Annotated in this window: 13 protein-coding genes; 4 read left to right on the top strand and 9 right to left on the bottom strand. The window is 74.9% G+C overall.

What is annotated here, in order from left to right; genetic code table 11:
• Positions 1–2 precede the first annotated feature (2 nt).
• From ACWDD9_RS03985 to ACWDD9_RS03955, 7 genes are all read right to left on the bottom strand, one after another.
• Positions 3–848 (bottom strand): MerR family transcriptional regulator, encoded by an 846-nt coding sequence (locus ACWDD9_RS03985; RefSeq protein ID WP_449810716.1) that lies wholly within the window; start codon positions 846–848, stop codon positions 3–5.
• An 84-nt stretch (positions 849–932) separates the two neighbouring features.
• Complete coding sequence (locus tag ACWDD9_RS03980) at positions 933–2183, bottom strand: hypothetical protein (RefSeq protein WP_375875080.1); 1251 nt, start codon at positions 2181–2183, stop codon at positions 933–935.
• A gap of 225 nt (positions 2184–2408) precedes the next feature.
• Positions 2409–3551 (bottom strand): LPXTG cell wall anchor domain-containing protein, encoded by a 1143-nt coding sequence (locus ACWDD9_RS03975; protein ID WP_449810715.1) that lies wholly within the window; start codon positions 3549–3551, stop codon positions 2409–2411.
• Positions 3552–3918: 367 nt separating this feature from the next.
• A complete protein-coding gene (locus ACWDD9_RS03970) occupies positions 3919–4500 on the bottom strand; it encodes an NAD(P)H-dependent oxidoreductase (RefSeq protein WP_449810714.1) in 582 nt (193 codons plus the stop codon).
• A 156-nt stretch (positions 4501–4656) separates the two neighbouring features.
• Positions 4657–5541, bottom strand: coding sequence for an NAD(P)-dependent oxidoreductase (locus ACWDD9_RS03965; protein ID WP_449810713.1), 885 nt, complete (start codon positions 5539–5541; stop codon positions 4657–4659).
• Between the two features lie 109 nt (positions 5542–5650).
• The gene (locus ACWDD9_RS03960) at positions 5651–6082 is read right to left on the bottom strand and encodes a YunG family protein (RefSeq protein ID WP_049651638.1); all 432 of its coding nucleotides are present in this window, start codon (positions 6080–6082) and stop codon (positions 5651–5653) included.
• A 152-nt stretch (positions 6083–6234) separates the two neighbouring features.
• On the bottom strand, positions 6235–6795 hold the full coding sequence (locus ACWDD9_RS03955) for a GlcG/HbpS family heme-binding protein (protein WP_049651637.1): 561 nt from the start codon (positions 6793–6795) through the stop codon (positions 6235–6237).
• A gap of 339 nt (positions 6796–7134) precedes the next feature.
• Here ACWDD9_RS03955 and ACWDD9_RS03950 point away from each other — a divergent pair, with 339 nt between their 5' ends.
• Together ACWDD9_RS03950 and ACWDD9_RS03945 are read left to right on the top strand one after the other, a co-directional pair.
• Positions 7135–8409 carry a sensor histidine kinase gene (locus tag ACWDD9_RS03950; RefSeq protein ID WP_449810712.1) on the top strand — a complete coding sequence of 425 codons (1275 nt, stop codon included), beginning with the start codon at positions 7135–7137 and terminating at the stop codon, positions 8407–8409.
• 63 nt (positions 8410–8472) lie between these two features.
• Complete coding sequence (locus ACWDD9_RS03945) at positions 8473–9135, top strand: response regulator (RefSeq protein ID WP_049651636.1); 663 nt, start codon at positions 8473–8475, stop codon at positions 9133–9135.
• 558 nt (positions 9136–9693) lie between these two features.
• On the opposite strand, the gene ACWDD9_RS03940 is transcribed toward ACWDD9_RS03945, so the two are convergent.
• Positions 9694–10173 (bottom strand): hypothetical protein, encoded by a 480-nt coding sequence (locus tag ACWDD9_RS03940; protein WP_074001845.1) that lies wholly within the window; start codon positions 10171–10173, stop codon positions 9694–9696.
• A gap of 406 nt (positions 10174–10579) precedes the next feature.
• On the opposite strand from ACWDD9_RS03940, the gene ACWDD9_RS03935 reads away from it, so the two are divergent.
• Together ACWDD9_RS03935 and ACWDD9_RS03930 are read left to right on the top strand one after the other, a co-directional pair.
• Positions 10580–11362, top strand: coding sequence for an alpha/beta fold hydrolase (locus ACWDD9_RS03935; RefSeq protein ID WP_449810711.1), 783 nt, complete (start codon positions 10580–10582; stop codon positions 11360–11362).
• A gap of 251 nt (positions 11363–11613) precedes the next feature.
• Positions 11614–12732: a nucleotide disphospho-sugar-binding domain-containing protein gene (locus ACWDD9_RS03930; protein ID WP_449810710.1), complete on the top strand. Its 1119-nt coding sequence runs from the start codon at positions 11614–11616 to the stop codon at positions 12730–12732.
• A gap of 46 nt (positions 12733–12778) precedes the next feature.
• Here the strand turns inward: ACWDD9_RS03930 and ACWDD9_RS03925 are convergent, their stop codons facing one another.
• On the bottom strand, positions 12779–14017 hold the full coding sequence (locus ACWDD9_RS03925; RefSeq protein WP_380775757.1) for an MFS transporter: 1239 nt from the start codon (positions 14015–14017) through the stop codon (positions 12779–12781).
• Positions 14018–14110: the final 93 nt, after the last annotated feature.

The following is a 14110-nucleotide window of genomic DNA, read 5'->3' as shown; positions in this document are numbered from 1 at the left end:
GTCTACTGCCCCTCGCGCTCCTCCGCGCGCTTCTCCTCGGCCTTCTCCGCGGTCCTCTCCCCGGCCTTCTCCGCGGACTTCCCCTCGCGCCGGTCCGCGTTGGCGACGATGGCGTCGTGCAGCCACTGGGCCAGGCCCGGCGCGATCTTCTCGTAGGTGTCGGTCCAGCGCGGGTCCGAGACGTACAGGCAGGCCAGGCCGCGGTGGATGGTGTACGTGCAGTCGTAGAAGTTCTGGCGGATGTGCTGCCGGTGCTCCTCCGCGAGGCCGGTGGCCACCGTGCCGTCGGCGGGCTCGCCGGCGGTGACCGCCCCGGCCAGGCGCTCGTTGAGCGCGGTCATCTCGGCCTGGATGCGCTGCCAGTCGGCCTTGGAGTAGCCGCCGGTGCGGCGCTGCGACTCGGCCCAGGCCGCGGTGTCGCCCCAGCGCTGCTCGGCCTCCTGCTCCCAGTCCTCCTGGTAGCCCTCGCCGAAGATCTCGAACTTCTCCTCCGGGGTCAGCTGAATGCCCATTCTCCGTGCCTCCATGGCGTGTTCGACGGCTGAGGCGAGCTCCTGGAGGTGACCGATCCGGTCGGTGAGCAACCGGTGCTGCCGCCGGAGGTGCTCGGTCGGGCTGACCGAGTCGTCGTCCAGGATCGCCGCGATCTCGTCCAGGGGGAACCCGAGCTCCCGGTAGAAGAGGACCTGCTGCAGCCGGTCGAGGTCGGCGTCCACGTACCGGCGGTAGCCGGACCGGGTCCGGCCGGCCGGGGACAGCAGGCCGATCTCGTCGTAGTGGTGCAGGGTGCGGACGGTCACCTTGGCGATCTTCGCCACGGCGCCGACCGAGTAGCCCTCACTGGTCATCGGGTTCCTCCCTGGTGCTGACCACCACCCTCGGCTCTCACGTCGCGTGAGGGTCAAGCCGTGGACGGGGACGGGCCCGTGCCGTCAGACCCCGGCGCCGGCCAGCGCCCGCTCGCGCCGCCGGCCGCCCCGACCGCCCCGGCGGCCGGTGCCGCCGCTGCCGCCGTCGCCCGGTGCGCCGGGCCGCTGCCGCCGGGACCGCTGGGTGGGCCAGAACAGCACGTACCCGGCGGAGACCACCACGAAGGCGAGCCGGACGAAGCCGCGGGCCGCGTCGGACGGGAGCAACAGCGTGCCGCCGTACAGCGCGGCCAGCGCGATCCAGCTCCACCACGGGACGAGCCGCTTCTGCCCGACGGCGTCCCAGAGCAGGGTGCCGAGCAGGATCGAGGCCGTGTAGTACGTGTAGACGCTCGGGTCGAGCAGGATGCGGGCGTCCGCACCCAGCAGCACCACGGCCGGCCAGCGGCCGCGCCAGACGGCGACGCAGCCGAGCCCGATGCCGAGCGCGAACTGGGTCGGCCGGTCCCACCAGGGGGTGGCCGGGTCGGTGACCCCGAACCAGCGCAGCGCGGAGGCGGGCTGGTTCGGGATGGTGAACTTGGCGGCCGCCATGGTGTCCAGGTTGCCCAGGTAGAACGGCAGCCAGGCGATCGCCACCAGGGCGCAGAACCAGAGCGCGGTGCGCAGCCAGGCGGGCCGGGGCAGCGCCAGGATCAGCGGGGCGAAGGCGATCGCCCAGGGCTTGGAGTCCACCGCCAGCGCCAGGAAGACCGCGACCTGAACGGGCTTGCCGCGGGCCAGGGCGTGCGCGGCGAGGGTGGTGAAGAACAGCGCGAGGACGTCGTCCAGGTGCGCGAAGCGGACCGAGACCTCGACCCACATCGGGATGAACGCCAGCCCGGCGATCAGCAGCCGCTGCTGCAGCCGCCGGTGGTTGGTCCCGGTGCCGAGGTAGTACAGGGCCGCGGTGCGGCCGACCACGACCAGCATCACCAGGCCCAGCCCGGCGCTCACCGCCTCGGCGATCAGCTCGCCGGTGTGCGGTGCGAACGGGGCGGTGAGCCGGGCCGCGGCCAGGCTGACCGGGCCGATCTGGAGCTCCGGGTGGTGGGCGTAGAGCGACAGGCCGCCGTCGGGCTGGCCGCTGAAGAGCAACTGCTCGCCCTGGCGCAGGTAGTGCCAGGAGAAGCCGCCGCTGGGCTCGACCAGGAGGAACCAGAGCACCGTCCAGGCGGTCAGCAGGACGTGGTGCCTCCGGAGCGGCAGCCCGGCTATCCGCCCGGTCGTCGCCTCGTAGTCGGTGGTGGTCCGTGCCGTGCGTGCTACCCGCACCTGTCCTCTCCCCGCCGTTCCGCCCCCCTCCGGCCGGACATCCTATGTGACGGAGGAGAACCGTCCGGACCGCCCGCGGGACGGCCCGGGTCGGCCCCCGGAACGGCCCGTGCCGCCCGCGGATCCGTCCGAGGGGACGGTGCGGGCGGCACGGGGGTGTTCCGGATCAGTGCGCTTCGGGTCGGCGCGCCTCGGGTCGGCGTGCTCGCGTCAGCGCGCTTCGCCTCAGCCCTGCTGGGCGGACTTGCGACGGCGCAGCACCACGAGGGTGCCGACACCGGCCACCAGGACGGCGCCGCCGGTGGCCGCGATGGCGGTGGTGTTGCTACCGCCACCGGTCTGGGCCAGGGCCTTGTCGCTGCCGTCCGCGGCGGCCTTGGCCTTGTCGACGGCGGCCGGGGTCAGCGGCGGCGGGGTGATGACCGGGGGCTCCACCGGGAAGTCGATCGGGCCCGAGGTGTCGCCGCTGCTCTCGACCGGGGCCGGGGCGGTGGCCGAGCCGGAGGGCTCACCGGTGGCCGGAGTGGTCGGCTTCTCGGTCGGCTTCTCGGTGGGCTTCTCGGTCGGGGTGTCGGTCGGCTTGCCGGTGGGCGTCTCGGTCGGCTTCTCGGTCGGCGTGACGGTCGCGGTGGCCGACGGCGAGCCGCTCGCGGTCGGGCTGGGCTTGCCCGTCTGGGACTGGGTCGGCGTCGGGCTGGGCTTGCCGGTGTGCGTCGGGGTCGGCTTGCCGCCCGGCGCCTTGATGGTGAAGCCCACGCCGCCGTCGCAGCTGAGGTGGCCGTTGTCGACCGGCTGGTGGGTGGAGTCGTCGAGCTGGGCGGCGAAGACGACCGGGACGACGCCGGCCCGGCCGAGCGGGGAGCCGTCGTTGAAGGACGCCCGGACCTTGATCGGGACGTTCTTGCCGCGGTTCACCCCGAGCAGGTCGTCGGCGACCGGGTTGCCGGCCGAGTCGAGGGTGCCGAGCATCATCAGGACGGAGCTGTTCTTCTCGCCGCTCTGGTCGGGGGCGACCACGGCGGTCTGCCACTCACCGCCGGGGAGCCGGTACTGGACCTTGAGGTCCTTCGCCTGGAGCGAGCCCGCCTTGTTCTTGAACTTGAGCAGCGGGATGAAGACGAAGTCGTGCTTCGTCCGGTTGTCGATCTTGAAGGTGAACTCGCGGGCGTCGCCGCCGGCGATGAAGGTGCCGGGCACGCCGTTCAGCGAGAGGTCGAGGCTCGCGCGCGACGCCTTGTCGGCCTGCGAGGCGACGGCGGACGGGGTGCCGGTGGCACCGACGGCCATGGCGCCCTGGGCGCCGGCCAGGACGAGCGAGGACGCGAGCGCGGCGGCCCCGGCAAGGGCAAGACTGCGACGTATGGACAAGGGAGACCTCACGGAAGTGTCCGGGCGAGGCCCGGGCGCGAGGGGGCGGCCGAAGAACGCCGCGGACCCCCCGCGAAAGCTGAAAGTGCGACGGAGAGTACCGAACGACGGGACCGGTCCGGAAGGCGGGTGGCACACTGCGGTCCGGGCCCGGGAGAGGGCTGCCCGATTCGTCCAACTCTGGCCGTCCGTACGCCTTTTGCGCTCGGCTGGGACGGCGGCCGGATGACGGGTACACGCCCGGAGGACGGTACCGCACGACCCCCGGCGGCGGGCGGCGCGTGCGCGCGGCACCCGGCCCGCCGGGGGTCGGTCCGTGAGGGGGGTCGGCCGTGCGGGATCTGATCCTCCGGGCCGGCCCGGAGGATCAGCCCGCGAAGAAGGACTTGGCCGCGATCACCGCGCGCTCGTCCGCCAGCGCCTCGCCCGGGCGGGTGCCGTGGCCCAGCAGCACCCCGCCCCAGCGCATCCCCATGTAGTCGGCGGTCAGCCGGAGGGTGCCAATCAGCGGCTCGGCGTTGTCGTCGTCCTCGGTGGCGAGGGCGGTCACGCCCCAGATGGTGCCGCCGCGCATCCCCTCGCGGAACTCCACGCCGGGCACCCGGAACCAGGCCGACCAGTAGTCGAGGTAGAGCTTGGCGCTGGTCGGCAGCGCGTACCAGTACAGCGGCGCGACGAAGACCAGGTCGGTGGCCGCCAGGGTGGCGTCCAGCAGCGTCCGCTCGTGGCCGGCCGGCTCGGGGTACGTGCCGTCGCCGGTGTGCCGCAGGTCCCGGAAGGGCGGCAGCGGGTGCTCGTCCAGCCGCAGCCACCGCTGCTCGGCGCCTGCCGGCAGGCTCGACTCGGCGGCCAGCCGGGCGAGCCGGGCCGAGTTGCCGTCGGGGCGCGCGCTGGCGTCGAGGAACAGGAAACGGCGCGGCGTCTCGGCGCCGGGCGGCTGATCACCCATCAGGACTCCTCCGTGGTACGTACGGTGCGGACGCAGGAGTGAGCAGCCGTCGGACGCCGGTTTATTCCGCGCCCATGCCAACCGCCGGGCGGCAGCCGGGGATTGGCGGGCGCGGGTCCGGTCCGGCAGCCCGGCCCGGGGGCCGGCGGGCGGAGGTCAGTCGGGCAGCCCGGCCCGGCGGCGGGCGACCTCGGCGACCGCCGCCCAGTCCTTGTCCCCGTCGCCGTGGGCCAGCGCGTCCAGGAAGGCGTCCCGCAGGACGCTGCCGATCGGCAGCGGCACGTTGCGCGCGGCCCCCGCGTCCAGCGCGAGGCCGACGTCCTTGAGGCCGAGCGGCAGCCGGAACCCGGCCGGCTCGTACCGGCGTTCGGCCACCATCGCGCCGTAGCCGGTGTGGATCGGTCCGGGGAAGATCGTGCCGGTGAGCAGGTCGACCAGGTCGGTCGGCCGGATCCCGTGCGCCTCGGCCAGGCTGCACGCCTCGGCCATCGACTCGATCGCGCAGGCGATCAGGAAGTTGGTGCTGATCTTGACGGTGTTGGCCTGCCGGGGGCTCTCGCCGAAGTGCCAGGTGCGCTCGCCCATCGCGGCGAACAGCGGCTCGGCCCGCTCCAGCAGCTCGGGCGCGCCCGCGACCAGGATGTTCAGCCGCCCCGCCGCCGCGACCGGCGGCCGGCCGAGGACGGGGGCGGCGACGTAGCCGACGCCGTGCTCGGCGTGCAGCGCCTCGGCCCGCTCGGCGAGGGCGAGCGAGACGGTGGCCATGTTGACGTGCAGGGTCGCCCCGGCGCCGGCCAGCAGCGCGGGGTCGAGCAGCAGCCGCTCGACCGCCGTGTCGTTGGCGAGCATGGAGACCACCGTGTCGGCGGCGAACACCTCGGCGAGCGAGCCGGCCGCCTCCGCGCCCTCGGCCACCATGGCGGCCACCGGCTCGGGCGAGCGGTTCCAGACCCGTACGGTGTGGCCGGCCCGCAACAGGCTGCCGGCCATGCCGCGCCCCATCGCACCCAGCCCCACGAAGCCGATCGTCCGCCCGGTCATCCGCGCACTCCCGTCGCCGCCGCACCGCTCGTATGCGGCCGACTGTACGTCAGAAGAGCTGCGCTACCTGCCGGTCGGCACGGAAGCACACCCGGAGCCGGGCCGGTCCTCAGGCGCAGGCGCGGGCCCGGGACGGCAGCCGGGTGCGGTCGGCGGCCGCGCCGCGCTCCAGCTCGGCGACCACCCGGGTGCGCAGCAGCTCGTACTGGGCCTGGAGCCGGCCGGGGCGGGCCGGGCGGGCGACCGGGCGGCCCCGGCCGACCAGCTCGTCCGGCCCGAACTGCTCGCGGGTGAGGTCGATCTCGAAGCCGGTGGCGAAACGGTTCCACCAGTGGAGGTCCGTCCGCACCCCGTCGACGTACACCTCGCCCATCATGAGCTCGCCGCCGAGCAGGTCGTGCACCACCATCGCCGTCACCCCACACTGACCACGGGCGGGATTGTCGGGACGCCAGTGGGCCAGATCCTCGGGCGCACAGGTGTCGACGCCCCAGGAGGAGCGGATCGCGCGTTCGATGTCGTTGAGGGTCCACGCCGTCATACCGGGAAGCCTGCCACGCGCCACTGACAGCGGCACCGGCTTTTCGAAGGGTCATCCCGTGTTCTGCGGCTACCCTTCCGGCGTTCACCCGAACGAGACCCCGGCCCGGCGGGCCCGGCCCCTGGCGCGGGGCGGGCCCGCCGGGCCCCCGGTCACTTCGCCAGCTCGGCGACGCCCGCCTGCGCGAACTGCTCGTCCAGGTCGCCGCTGGGCGCGCCCGCGACGCCGACGGCCGCGATCGGGGCGCCCTTCGACTGGATCGGGGCGCCGCCGGCCAGGAACAGGGTGCCCGGGATGTCCTTCAGGTTCGGGGCCTGGGCCAGGCGCTTGGCCAGCTCCGAGGTCGGGGCGTTCCAGGACACCGCGGTGAAGGCCTTGCGCTCGGCCGAGACCGGGGCCTGCGGGCCGGCGCCGTCGCCCTTCAGCAGCACCCGGGTGACGCCGTCGCGGTCGACGACCGCGACCGACACGTGCTGGCCGGCCTTGGTGGCCGCGTCCAGGGCGGCCTGGGCGGCGCGGGTGGCGGCGTCGATGGTCAGGCCGCTGCTCGGGGCCAGGTTCTTGTTCTGGGTGTCGGCCTTCGCCGCGGCCGGGACGGCCGGGGTGTCGGTGGACTCGGCGCTGGCCGAGACGGCGCCCACGGTGGCGGCGGCGAGCGCGGCGGCGGCGACGGTGCCGGTCAGCACCCGGGTGCGGACGGAGGTCTTCTTCATGGTCCAGCTCCTCAGCGGATCTGCGGGGTGGGGTCGGGTGAGGTGGGGCGGAGTGGGGGAGTTCGGGGCCGCCGGGCCGTTGGGGGGATCGCCCGGCGGCGTGCTTCGATCCTCCGGCCGGGGAAGGGGCCGCCGCATCGGCGGTCCGGCGCGGGCGTCCGGGCATGATGGGGGACGGCGGCGTCAACCGATCGGCTGATGCGGCCCCGGGCCGGACGGGTCACCATCGAGGGATCGGTGCGGGTCGGTGCGGATCGGGACGGGCCCGTACGGACCGGTACGGCCGGTACGGGCAGGCGCCGACCGCGCACGCACCACCCGTTCAGCCAGGAGCCACCCGTGCAGCAGCCCCGCCCGACCGCCGGCCGCCCCGCCGCGGACCGCACCGGCGCCGGCGGCGCCCTCGGCCACGACGCCGGCGATCCGGACGCGGGCCGGCTCGCACTGCTGCTGGACTCCGCCTTCCTGCTGCTGCTCGCCGCCGCGCTCAGCCGCTACCTCACCCACCACTCCGGCACCGCGCAGGCGCCCTGGGTGATCGGGCTGAGCGCGGCCCTCGCGGTCGCCCAGCCGGCCGGGTCCTGGCTCGCCCACCGCCGTCCGACCGCCCCGGACCGGCACCGCCGCTGGGCGCTGGCCCTGGTGGTGGCGCTCTGGGTGGTGCTGGTGCTGCTCGCGCCGAGCTTCGCCTGGTGCGCCGTGCCGCTGATCTACACCGGGCTGCGGGTGCTGCCCGCGAAGGCGGCCATCCCGCTGGTCGGCGCGCTGACCCTGCTGGTGGTGACCGCCGAGGTCCGGCTGCCCGGCGGCGCCGACGCCACCCTCGTCCTGCTGCCGGCCGCGGTGGCCGGACTCGCCACCGGCGTCTTCCTCTTCATGGCCCGGCAGGCCGCCCGGCAGCGCGCGCTGATCGCCGACCTGGTCCGCACCCGGCGCGAACTCGCCGCCACCGAACGGCGGGAGGGCACCCTGGCCGAACGCGAGCGGCTGGCGATGGAGATCCACGACACCCTGGCGCAGGGCCTGTCCAGTCAGCAGATGCTGCTCCAGGCCGCCGAGCGCACCTGGGACACCCACCCGGCGACCGCCCGCACCCACGTCCGCACCGCCGCCTCGGTGGCCGCCCGGAACCTGGCCGAGGCCCGCCGCTTCGTCCACGACCTCGCCCCGGCGGAGCTGTCCGACGGCCGCACCCTCGACCGGGCGCTGCGGGCGCTGGCCGAGCGGGAGTCCGCCGAGAGCGGGCTGCCGGTCCGCTTCCACCTGGACGGCGCGCCCGTGCCGCTGCCCGCCGCCGCGCAGGCCGCGCTGCTGCGGATCGCCCAGGGCGCGCTGGCCAACGTCCGCGAGCACGCCGGGGCGTCGACGGCCGCGATCACGCTGTCCTTCCTCGGCGACCAGGCCGTGCTGGACATCGCCGACGACGGGCAGGGCTTCGACCCGGGCGCGGCCGGTGCCGGGGGTGGGAACGGCGCCGGGGACGGGGGCGGCCGTGGGTACGGCCTGCCGGCGATGCGGGCCCGGCTGCGGCAGCTGGGTGGCAGGCTGACCGTGGAGAGCGCGCCCGGCGAGGGCACCGTCGTCTCCGCCGCGATCCCCCTGGACGACCGATGAGCCCGGAACACCGGTCCCCCGAAGCACAGATGAGCCCGGACGAGCGATGACCCTGGAGCACCGATGAGCACGACTCCCGGCCGGACCACTCCCGTCCGGACCGCTCCCGTCCGGCTGCTGGTCTGCGACGACCACGCCGTGGTGCGGGCCGGACTGCTGGCGCTGCTCGCGAGCGCCGGCGACATCGAGGTGGTCGGCGAGGCCAGCACCGGGGAGGAGGCCGTCGCGCTGGCCGCCCGGCTGGCCCCGCAGGTCGTCCTGATGGACCTCCAACTCGGCGACGGCATCGACGGGGTGGAGGCCACCCGGCGGATCACCGCCACCCCGGACGGGCCGCACGTCCTGGTGCTCACCACCTACGACACCGACGCCGACATCACCCGGGCGATCGCCGCCGGCGCCACCGGCTACCTGCTGAAGGCCGAGCGGCCCGAGGAGCTGTTCGCCGCCGTGCACGCGGCCGCGCAGGGCCGCACGGTGCTCTCGCCGCCGGTCGCCTCCCGGGTGATGGCGCAGATGCGGGCGCCCTCGCCGCAGCTCACCGAGCGCGAGCTGGACATCCTCGGACAGCTGGCGCAGGGGCTGGGCAACCGGGAGATCGCCCGGGCGCTGTTCATCAGCGAGGCCACGGTGAAGACCCACCTCGGCCGGATCTACGACAAGTTGGGCGTGGACACCCGGTCGGGCGCGGTGGCGGTGGCGAAGGAACGCCGGCTGCTGCGCTGAGCCCGCCCGCTCCGTCCTCCCCCGGCCGCTTCCCTGGCTGCTTCCCCGGCCGCTTCTCCGGCTGCGCTGGGCGCCCGTCCGGTGTCACAGCGTGCTGCCACGATGCTCGGAATGTCGGATTCCACGGCGGCGTCCAGCACTACGCGTCCGCGCCCGACGTCGGGCGGCTCGGGCGGCGGACACCCCGGTGGGACGACAAACCGCTGGTCCCGGGCCTTTCCGACCACCGCGGAGCACTCCGTCACGATGTGGATGTTTTGTGGATTCCGCTATTGACAAACCAACCACGCGGTTTGTTAGTTTGAGATCAACGACGTCCCCGGAGGTGGGGGCTCGCCGGGCCTGTGCGGACCGCTCTCGCCGGAGGGGGGTGTGGCCAGGGGGGAACGGCGGGTTTGCCGGGGTGTCGGGGGGAGCGGCAACGCCGAAGCCGCGCGACGAGGCGGCGTGGAGCGAGTCCGGGGGGACTCGCTCCACGCCTCCCCCGGTCCCCAGCGCCCCTGGTTGGACCAGCGCCCTCGGCCGGACCAGCGCTCCCGGCTGGACCAGTGCCCCCGGCTAGACCAGCGCGCTCCAGTACGGGCAGCGGACGTACGGCAGCGGCGGCGCACAGCGGTCGACGCTCCCGGACAGCACCGGGCCCCGCTCCGAGCGGGCCACTCCGGGCGAGCTCGCCGTCAGCCCGGCCTCGCCCGACTCGCCGAAGCGCAGCTCCAACCGGTAGCCGTCCGGCGTGGCCGCGGCGACGCCGGGGCGGTCCCGGCCGGCGTTCAGCGAGGTGATGGTCCAGCCGCGCCGCCGCCAGTGCCGCTCCACCACGTCCGCCAGCGCCGCCCGTCGGGACAGCGAGACGACGGTGAGGAGGTCCCGGCCCCGGGTGACGTACCAGAGCAGCTCCGACTCGCGCCCCGGCAGCGGCAGCCGCGCCCCCGCCCGCGCGGGCGCCCCCTGCCAGACCGGCGCCGGACGGACGGCGTCCAGGGTGTCCTGGAGCAGCGTCTCGCAGCGTTCGGTGGCGTCGAGTTGGTCGATCGTCACCTCCGGCCCCGACTCCGGCCCCGACTCCGCCCCCGGCTCGGACTCCGACCGCCGGACCGGCGCGACCCGCGCACCGCCGGGGCGGCCGGGGCCGCCGCCACCCGGGCATCCGACGTTCAGTTCGGCACCACCTGACTGCACAGGGCCCTCCGTACTCCCCCGGTGTTCAACCCGGGCCGGCATTCCGTCACTGCTTGGACGGCGGGCGGGTACGGGCAGTTCCCCTCCCGGTTCCGTCCCTCACCGTTCCCACACCTTCAAAATGCACTGCACGGTGCAGTTGAATCACTGATCTGCACTGTGTAGTTTACTTCCCGGGCCGACCGGCCGGGCCGGACCGGCCCACCGGCCGCACCCGGCAGGCCTTCTGACCCGCCGTCCGACCCAGTCATCGAGAGGACCCGCCATGCCCGTCATCACCGTCGGCACCGCCCGCATCCCCTACCGCGTCGTCGGCGACGGCCCCGACACCCTCGTCCTGGTGCACGGCACCGGCCCCGGCTCCGCCATGTGGGACGGCCTGCTGGACTCCTTCACCGACCGCTGGACCGTACTGCTGCCCGACCTCTCCGGCAGCGCGGCCGCCGAGGACGACGGCGGCCCGCTCGCCCTGGAGGCCCTGGCCGCCCAGGTCGCCGCCGTGATCGAGGACGCCGGCCGCGGCCCCGCCGACGTCCTCGGCTTCTCCCTCGGCGCCGTCGTCGCCACCGCGACCGCCGCCCTGCACCCCGGGCGGGTCCGCCGCCTGGTCGCCGCCGCAGGCTGGATCAGCGCGGAACAGGACGAGTACCTGCGGCTCTCCATGGCCACCTGGCTCTCCCTCGCCGACCACCCCGCCGCGTTCGGCGGCTACGCCACCCTCACCGCCTTCAGCCCCGGCTTCCTCGACCGGATCGGGCGCGCCGCCGTCCAGGCCAACACCGCCTACATGCGGCCGACCCCGGGCACCCTGCGGCACATCGCCCTCAACCTCGGCCTGGACCTCGGCCCGCTGCTCCCGCGCGTCCAGGCCCCCGCCCTGGTGATCGGCTGCAGCCAGGACGCCACCGTCCCGGTGGAGAACGCCCGCCGGCTGCACGCCGCCCTGCCCGGCAGCGCCTACGCCGAGTTCGACACCGGCCACATCGTGCTCGCCGAGCAGACCGGGGCGTTCACCGGCGCCGTCCGGGACTTCCTCGTCGCCGCGTGACCGCCCGCCGAGCGCCGACCGCCGACCGCCGACCGCCGACCGCAGGGAGGGAGCGAACGGCGGCGCGCGAGCGGCCCGTCCGGCGGGCGCGCACGGCCCGGGCGACCGGCGCGTGGAGCACACCGTTGCCCGAGAGGCAAGCCCTGCTCCAGAAAGGCCGATTACCGCGCATGGTGATCCTTATCGAATTGACTGAACGTCAACTTCAAAGGTGAGACTGCCTTGTCAGCAACATTCGCAAGGAGTCCACCATGCGCATACTCTTCACCGGCCCCGCCGCGGCCGGTCACCTCTACCCGATGGTGCCCACCGCCCAGGCGCTGCGCGCCGTCGGGCACGAGGTCCTGTTCGCCACCGGGCAGCCCGTCGAGCTGATCCGCTCCGCGGGCTTCCCCGTCGCCCAGGTCGGCGACGGCCGGGGCCTGCGGGAGATCATCGAGGAGGCTCTCGGCGGCAAGGTCCAGTACGTCAACCGGGACAAGACCCAGGAAGAGATCCTCGACATGGCGGCCGCGATGTTCGCGCACGCCTCCCGCCCCGACGTGGACGGCCTGCTCGCGGTCGCCACCGACTGGGGCGCCGACCTGATCGTCCACGACTCCTTCGCCGCCGCCGGCCCGCTGGTCGCCGCCCAGCTCAAGATCCCGTCGGTGGTGCAGAACTTCGGTGCCAGCCCCGGCCGCCCGATGGCCGACCTGGTGGCCTCGCACGTCTCCGACCTGTACGAGGAGCGCGGCCTGACCGCTCCGGGCGTCACCGCGGTGCTCAACCTCGGCCCGCTCGGCGGCGACCCGGACGGCCTGCCGATGCGCTACGTCCCGTACAACGGCGGCGGCATCGTCCCGGGCGAGTTCCTCCGCAAGCCCGAGCGCCCGCGAGCGGTCGTCACCCTGGGCACCGTGCTCGCCGAGATCGACGGCGTCCGCGCGGTGGTCCGCCTGGTCGAGGCGGCGGCCGAGGTCGACGCCGACTTCCTGCTCGCGGTCGGCAACGCCGACCTCGCCCCGCTCGGCACCCTGCCCGCCAACGTCCGCGGCCTGCCCTGGGTCCCGCTCAACGAGCTGCTCGGCCGCGCCGACGCGCTGATCCACCACGGCGGTTCGGGCACCATGCTGACCGCCCTCCAGGCCGGCCTGCCCCAGCTGCTGCTCCCCCAGGGCGCGGACCACTTCCTCAACGCCGACGCCATCACCGCCACCGGTGCCGCCCTGAGCTCCACCTCCGAGGCCGTCGACACCCCGCTGCTCACCCGTGTCCTCACCGACGCCGCGCTGCGCGACGCCGCCCACCGCCTCCAGGCCGACAACGCCGCCCTGCCCACCCCGGCCGCCCTGGTCCCCACCCTGGAGGACCTCGCCGCCCGCCGCTGATCCCACCCCCGCCGCCGGTGGCCGTACCGCTCACGGCCGTACCCGCTCACAGCGGTGCGGCCACCGGCGGTACGGCCGCCGACGCGCCGGCCCGGGGCAGCAGGAGCGGCGTGGCGAGGATGAGCAGTCCCGCGACCGCGAGGGCGGTGCGCGGTCCGGTGGCGGCCGCGAGCAGCCCGCCGAGCGCGGTGCAGACGGCGATGGACGCCTGCTGGCCGATCGACCAGGCCGACAGCGTGCGGGCGACCAGGTGCTTGGGCGTGCGTTCGAGCCGGTAGGTGGCGAGCACCGGGTTGAACAGGCTCATGTTGACGATGATCGCCAGCTCGACGGCCATCACGGTCACCAGGCCGACCACGCCGGGGCGGACGAAGGCCAGGCCGATCAGCCAGACGGCGCGCAGGGTGCCGACGGTCCGGAACACCCGGTCCCGGCCGTGGCGTGCGACGACCCGCCGGGCCAGCCGGGAGCCGATCAGCCCGCCGAGGCAGGGGGCGGCGAAGGCCAGGCCGTACTGCCATGGGGCGAAGTGGAGTTGGCGGAGCAGGAGGACGGCGAGCACCGGCTCGGTGGCCATGATCAGGCCGGAGACGAGCATGTTGTTGAGGTAGAGCGCCCGCAGACCGGGGTCGCCCAGGATGTGCCGCCAGCCGTCGAGCACCGCGCCCGCCCGCACCGGGTTCCCGCCGGTCCGCCGCGGCGCCTCCTCCCGGCCGCGGATCGCGGTGATGCTCAGCGCGGAGAGCAGGTAGCTGAGCGCGTCGGCCACCACGGTGGTGACCGGCCCGAACCGGCCGACCGCCGCCCCGCCCAGCGGCGGACCGATCGCGATGGAGCTCCAGTTCGTGGACTCGAACCGCGCGTTGGCCACCAGCAGATCGTCCGGCCGGACGAGGGCCTTGAGGTAGGCGCCGCTGGCCGCGCCGAACGCGATCCTGGCCGCGGCGACCACGATCGAGACCACCAGCAGCTGGACGAAGCCCAGCCCTCCCAGGGCGTACGCGACCGGGATCGACGCCATGGCCGCGAACCGGACCAGGTCCATCGCGATCATCACCGGACGCTTGCGCCGGAACTCCACCCACGGCGCGAGCGGCACCGCGATCAGCGCGCCCACCGCCGGCCCCACGGCGGACAGCGCGGACACCTCGGCCGGTCCGGCGCGCAGCACCAGCACGGCGATCAGCGGCAGCGCCCCGAACCCCAGCCCGGACCCGTACGCGCTCACCGCGTACGCCGCCCACAGCCAGCCGAACCGCCGGCCCAGCCGTTTCCCACCCGTCATGCGCGGTGCGCTCCCCTCGACGTCCCGACCCCGACCGGACAAACCGGAGTTGACCGGTGAGAGCCAACCGGGAGGCACAGCGGCCGGTCAAAC

The sequence above is a fragment of the Kitasatospora sp. NPDC001119 genome (assembly GCF_053598475.1).
The sequence above is the reverse complement of the archived record's forward strand: the minus strand, read 5'-3'. Positions and strand labels throughout refer to the sequence as shown.

Bases quoted from the DNA above. Each gene is read 5' to 3' on its own strand.
- ACWDD9_RS03985 (WP_449810716.1), bottom strand. From the start codon at position 848: ATGACCAGTGAGGGCTACTCGGTCGGCGCCGTGGCGAAGATCGCCAAG.
- ACWDD9_RS03970 (WP_449810714.1), bottom strand. From the start codon at position 4,500: ATGGGTGATCAGCCGCCCGGCGCCGAGACGCCGCGCCGTTTCCTGTTC.
- ACWDD9_RS03965 (WP_449810713.1), bottom strand. From the start codon at position 5,541: ATGACCGGGCGGACGATCGGCTTCGTGGGGCTGGGTGCGATGGGGCGC.
- ACWDD9_RS03960 (WP_049651638.1), bottom strand. From the start codon at position 6,082: ATGACGGCGTGGACCCTCAACGACATCGAACGCGCGATCCGCTCCTCC.
- ACWDD9_RS03955 (WP_049651637.1), bottom strand. From the start codon at position 6,795: ATGAAGAAGACCTCCGTCCGCACCCGGGTGCTGACCGGCACCGTCGCC.
- ACWDD9_RS03945 (WP_049651636.1), top strand. From the start codon at position 8,473: ATGAGCACGACTCCCGGCCGGACCACTCCCGTCCGGACCGCTCCCGTC.
- ACWDD9_RS03935 (WP_449810711.1), top strand. From the start codon at position 10,580: ATGCCCGTCATCACCGTCGGCACCGCCCGCATCCCCTACCGCGTCGTC.
- ACWDD9_RS03930 (WP_449810710.1), top strand. From the start codon at position 11,614: ATGCGCATACTCTTCACCGGCCCCGCCGCGGCCGGTCACCTCTACCCG.
- ACWDD9_RS03925 (WP_380775757.1), bottom strand. From the start codon at position 14,017: ATGACGGGTGGGAAACGGCTGGGCCGGCGGTTCGGCTGGCTGTGGGCG.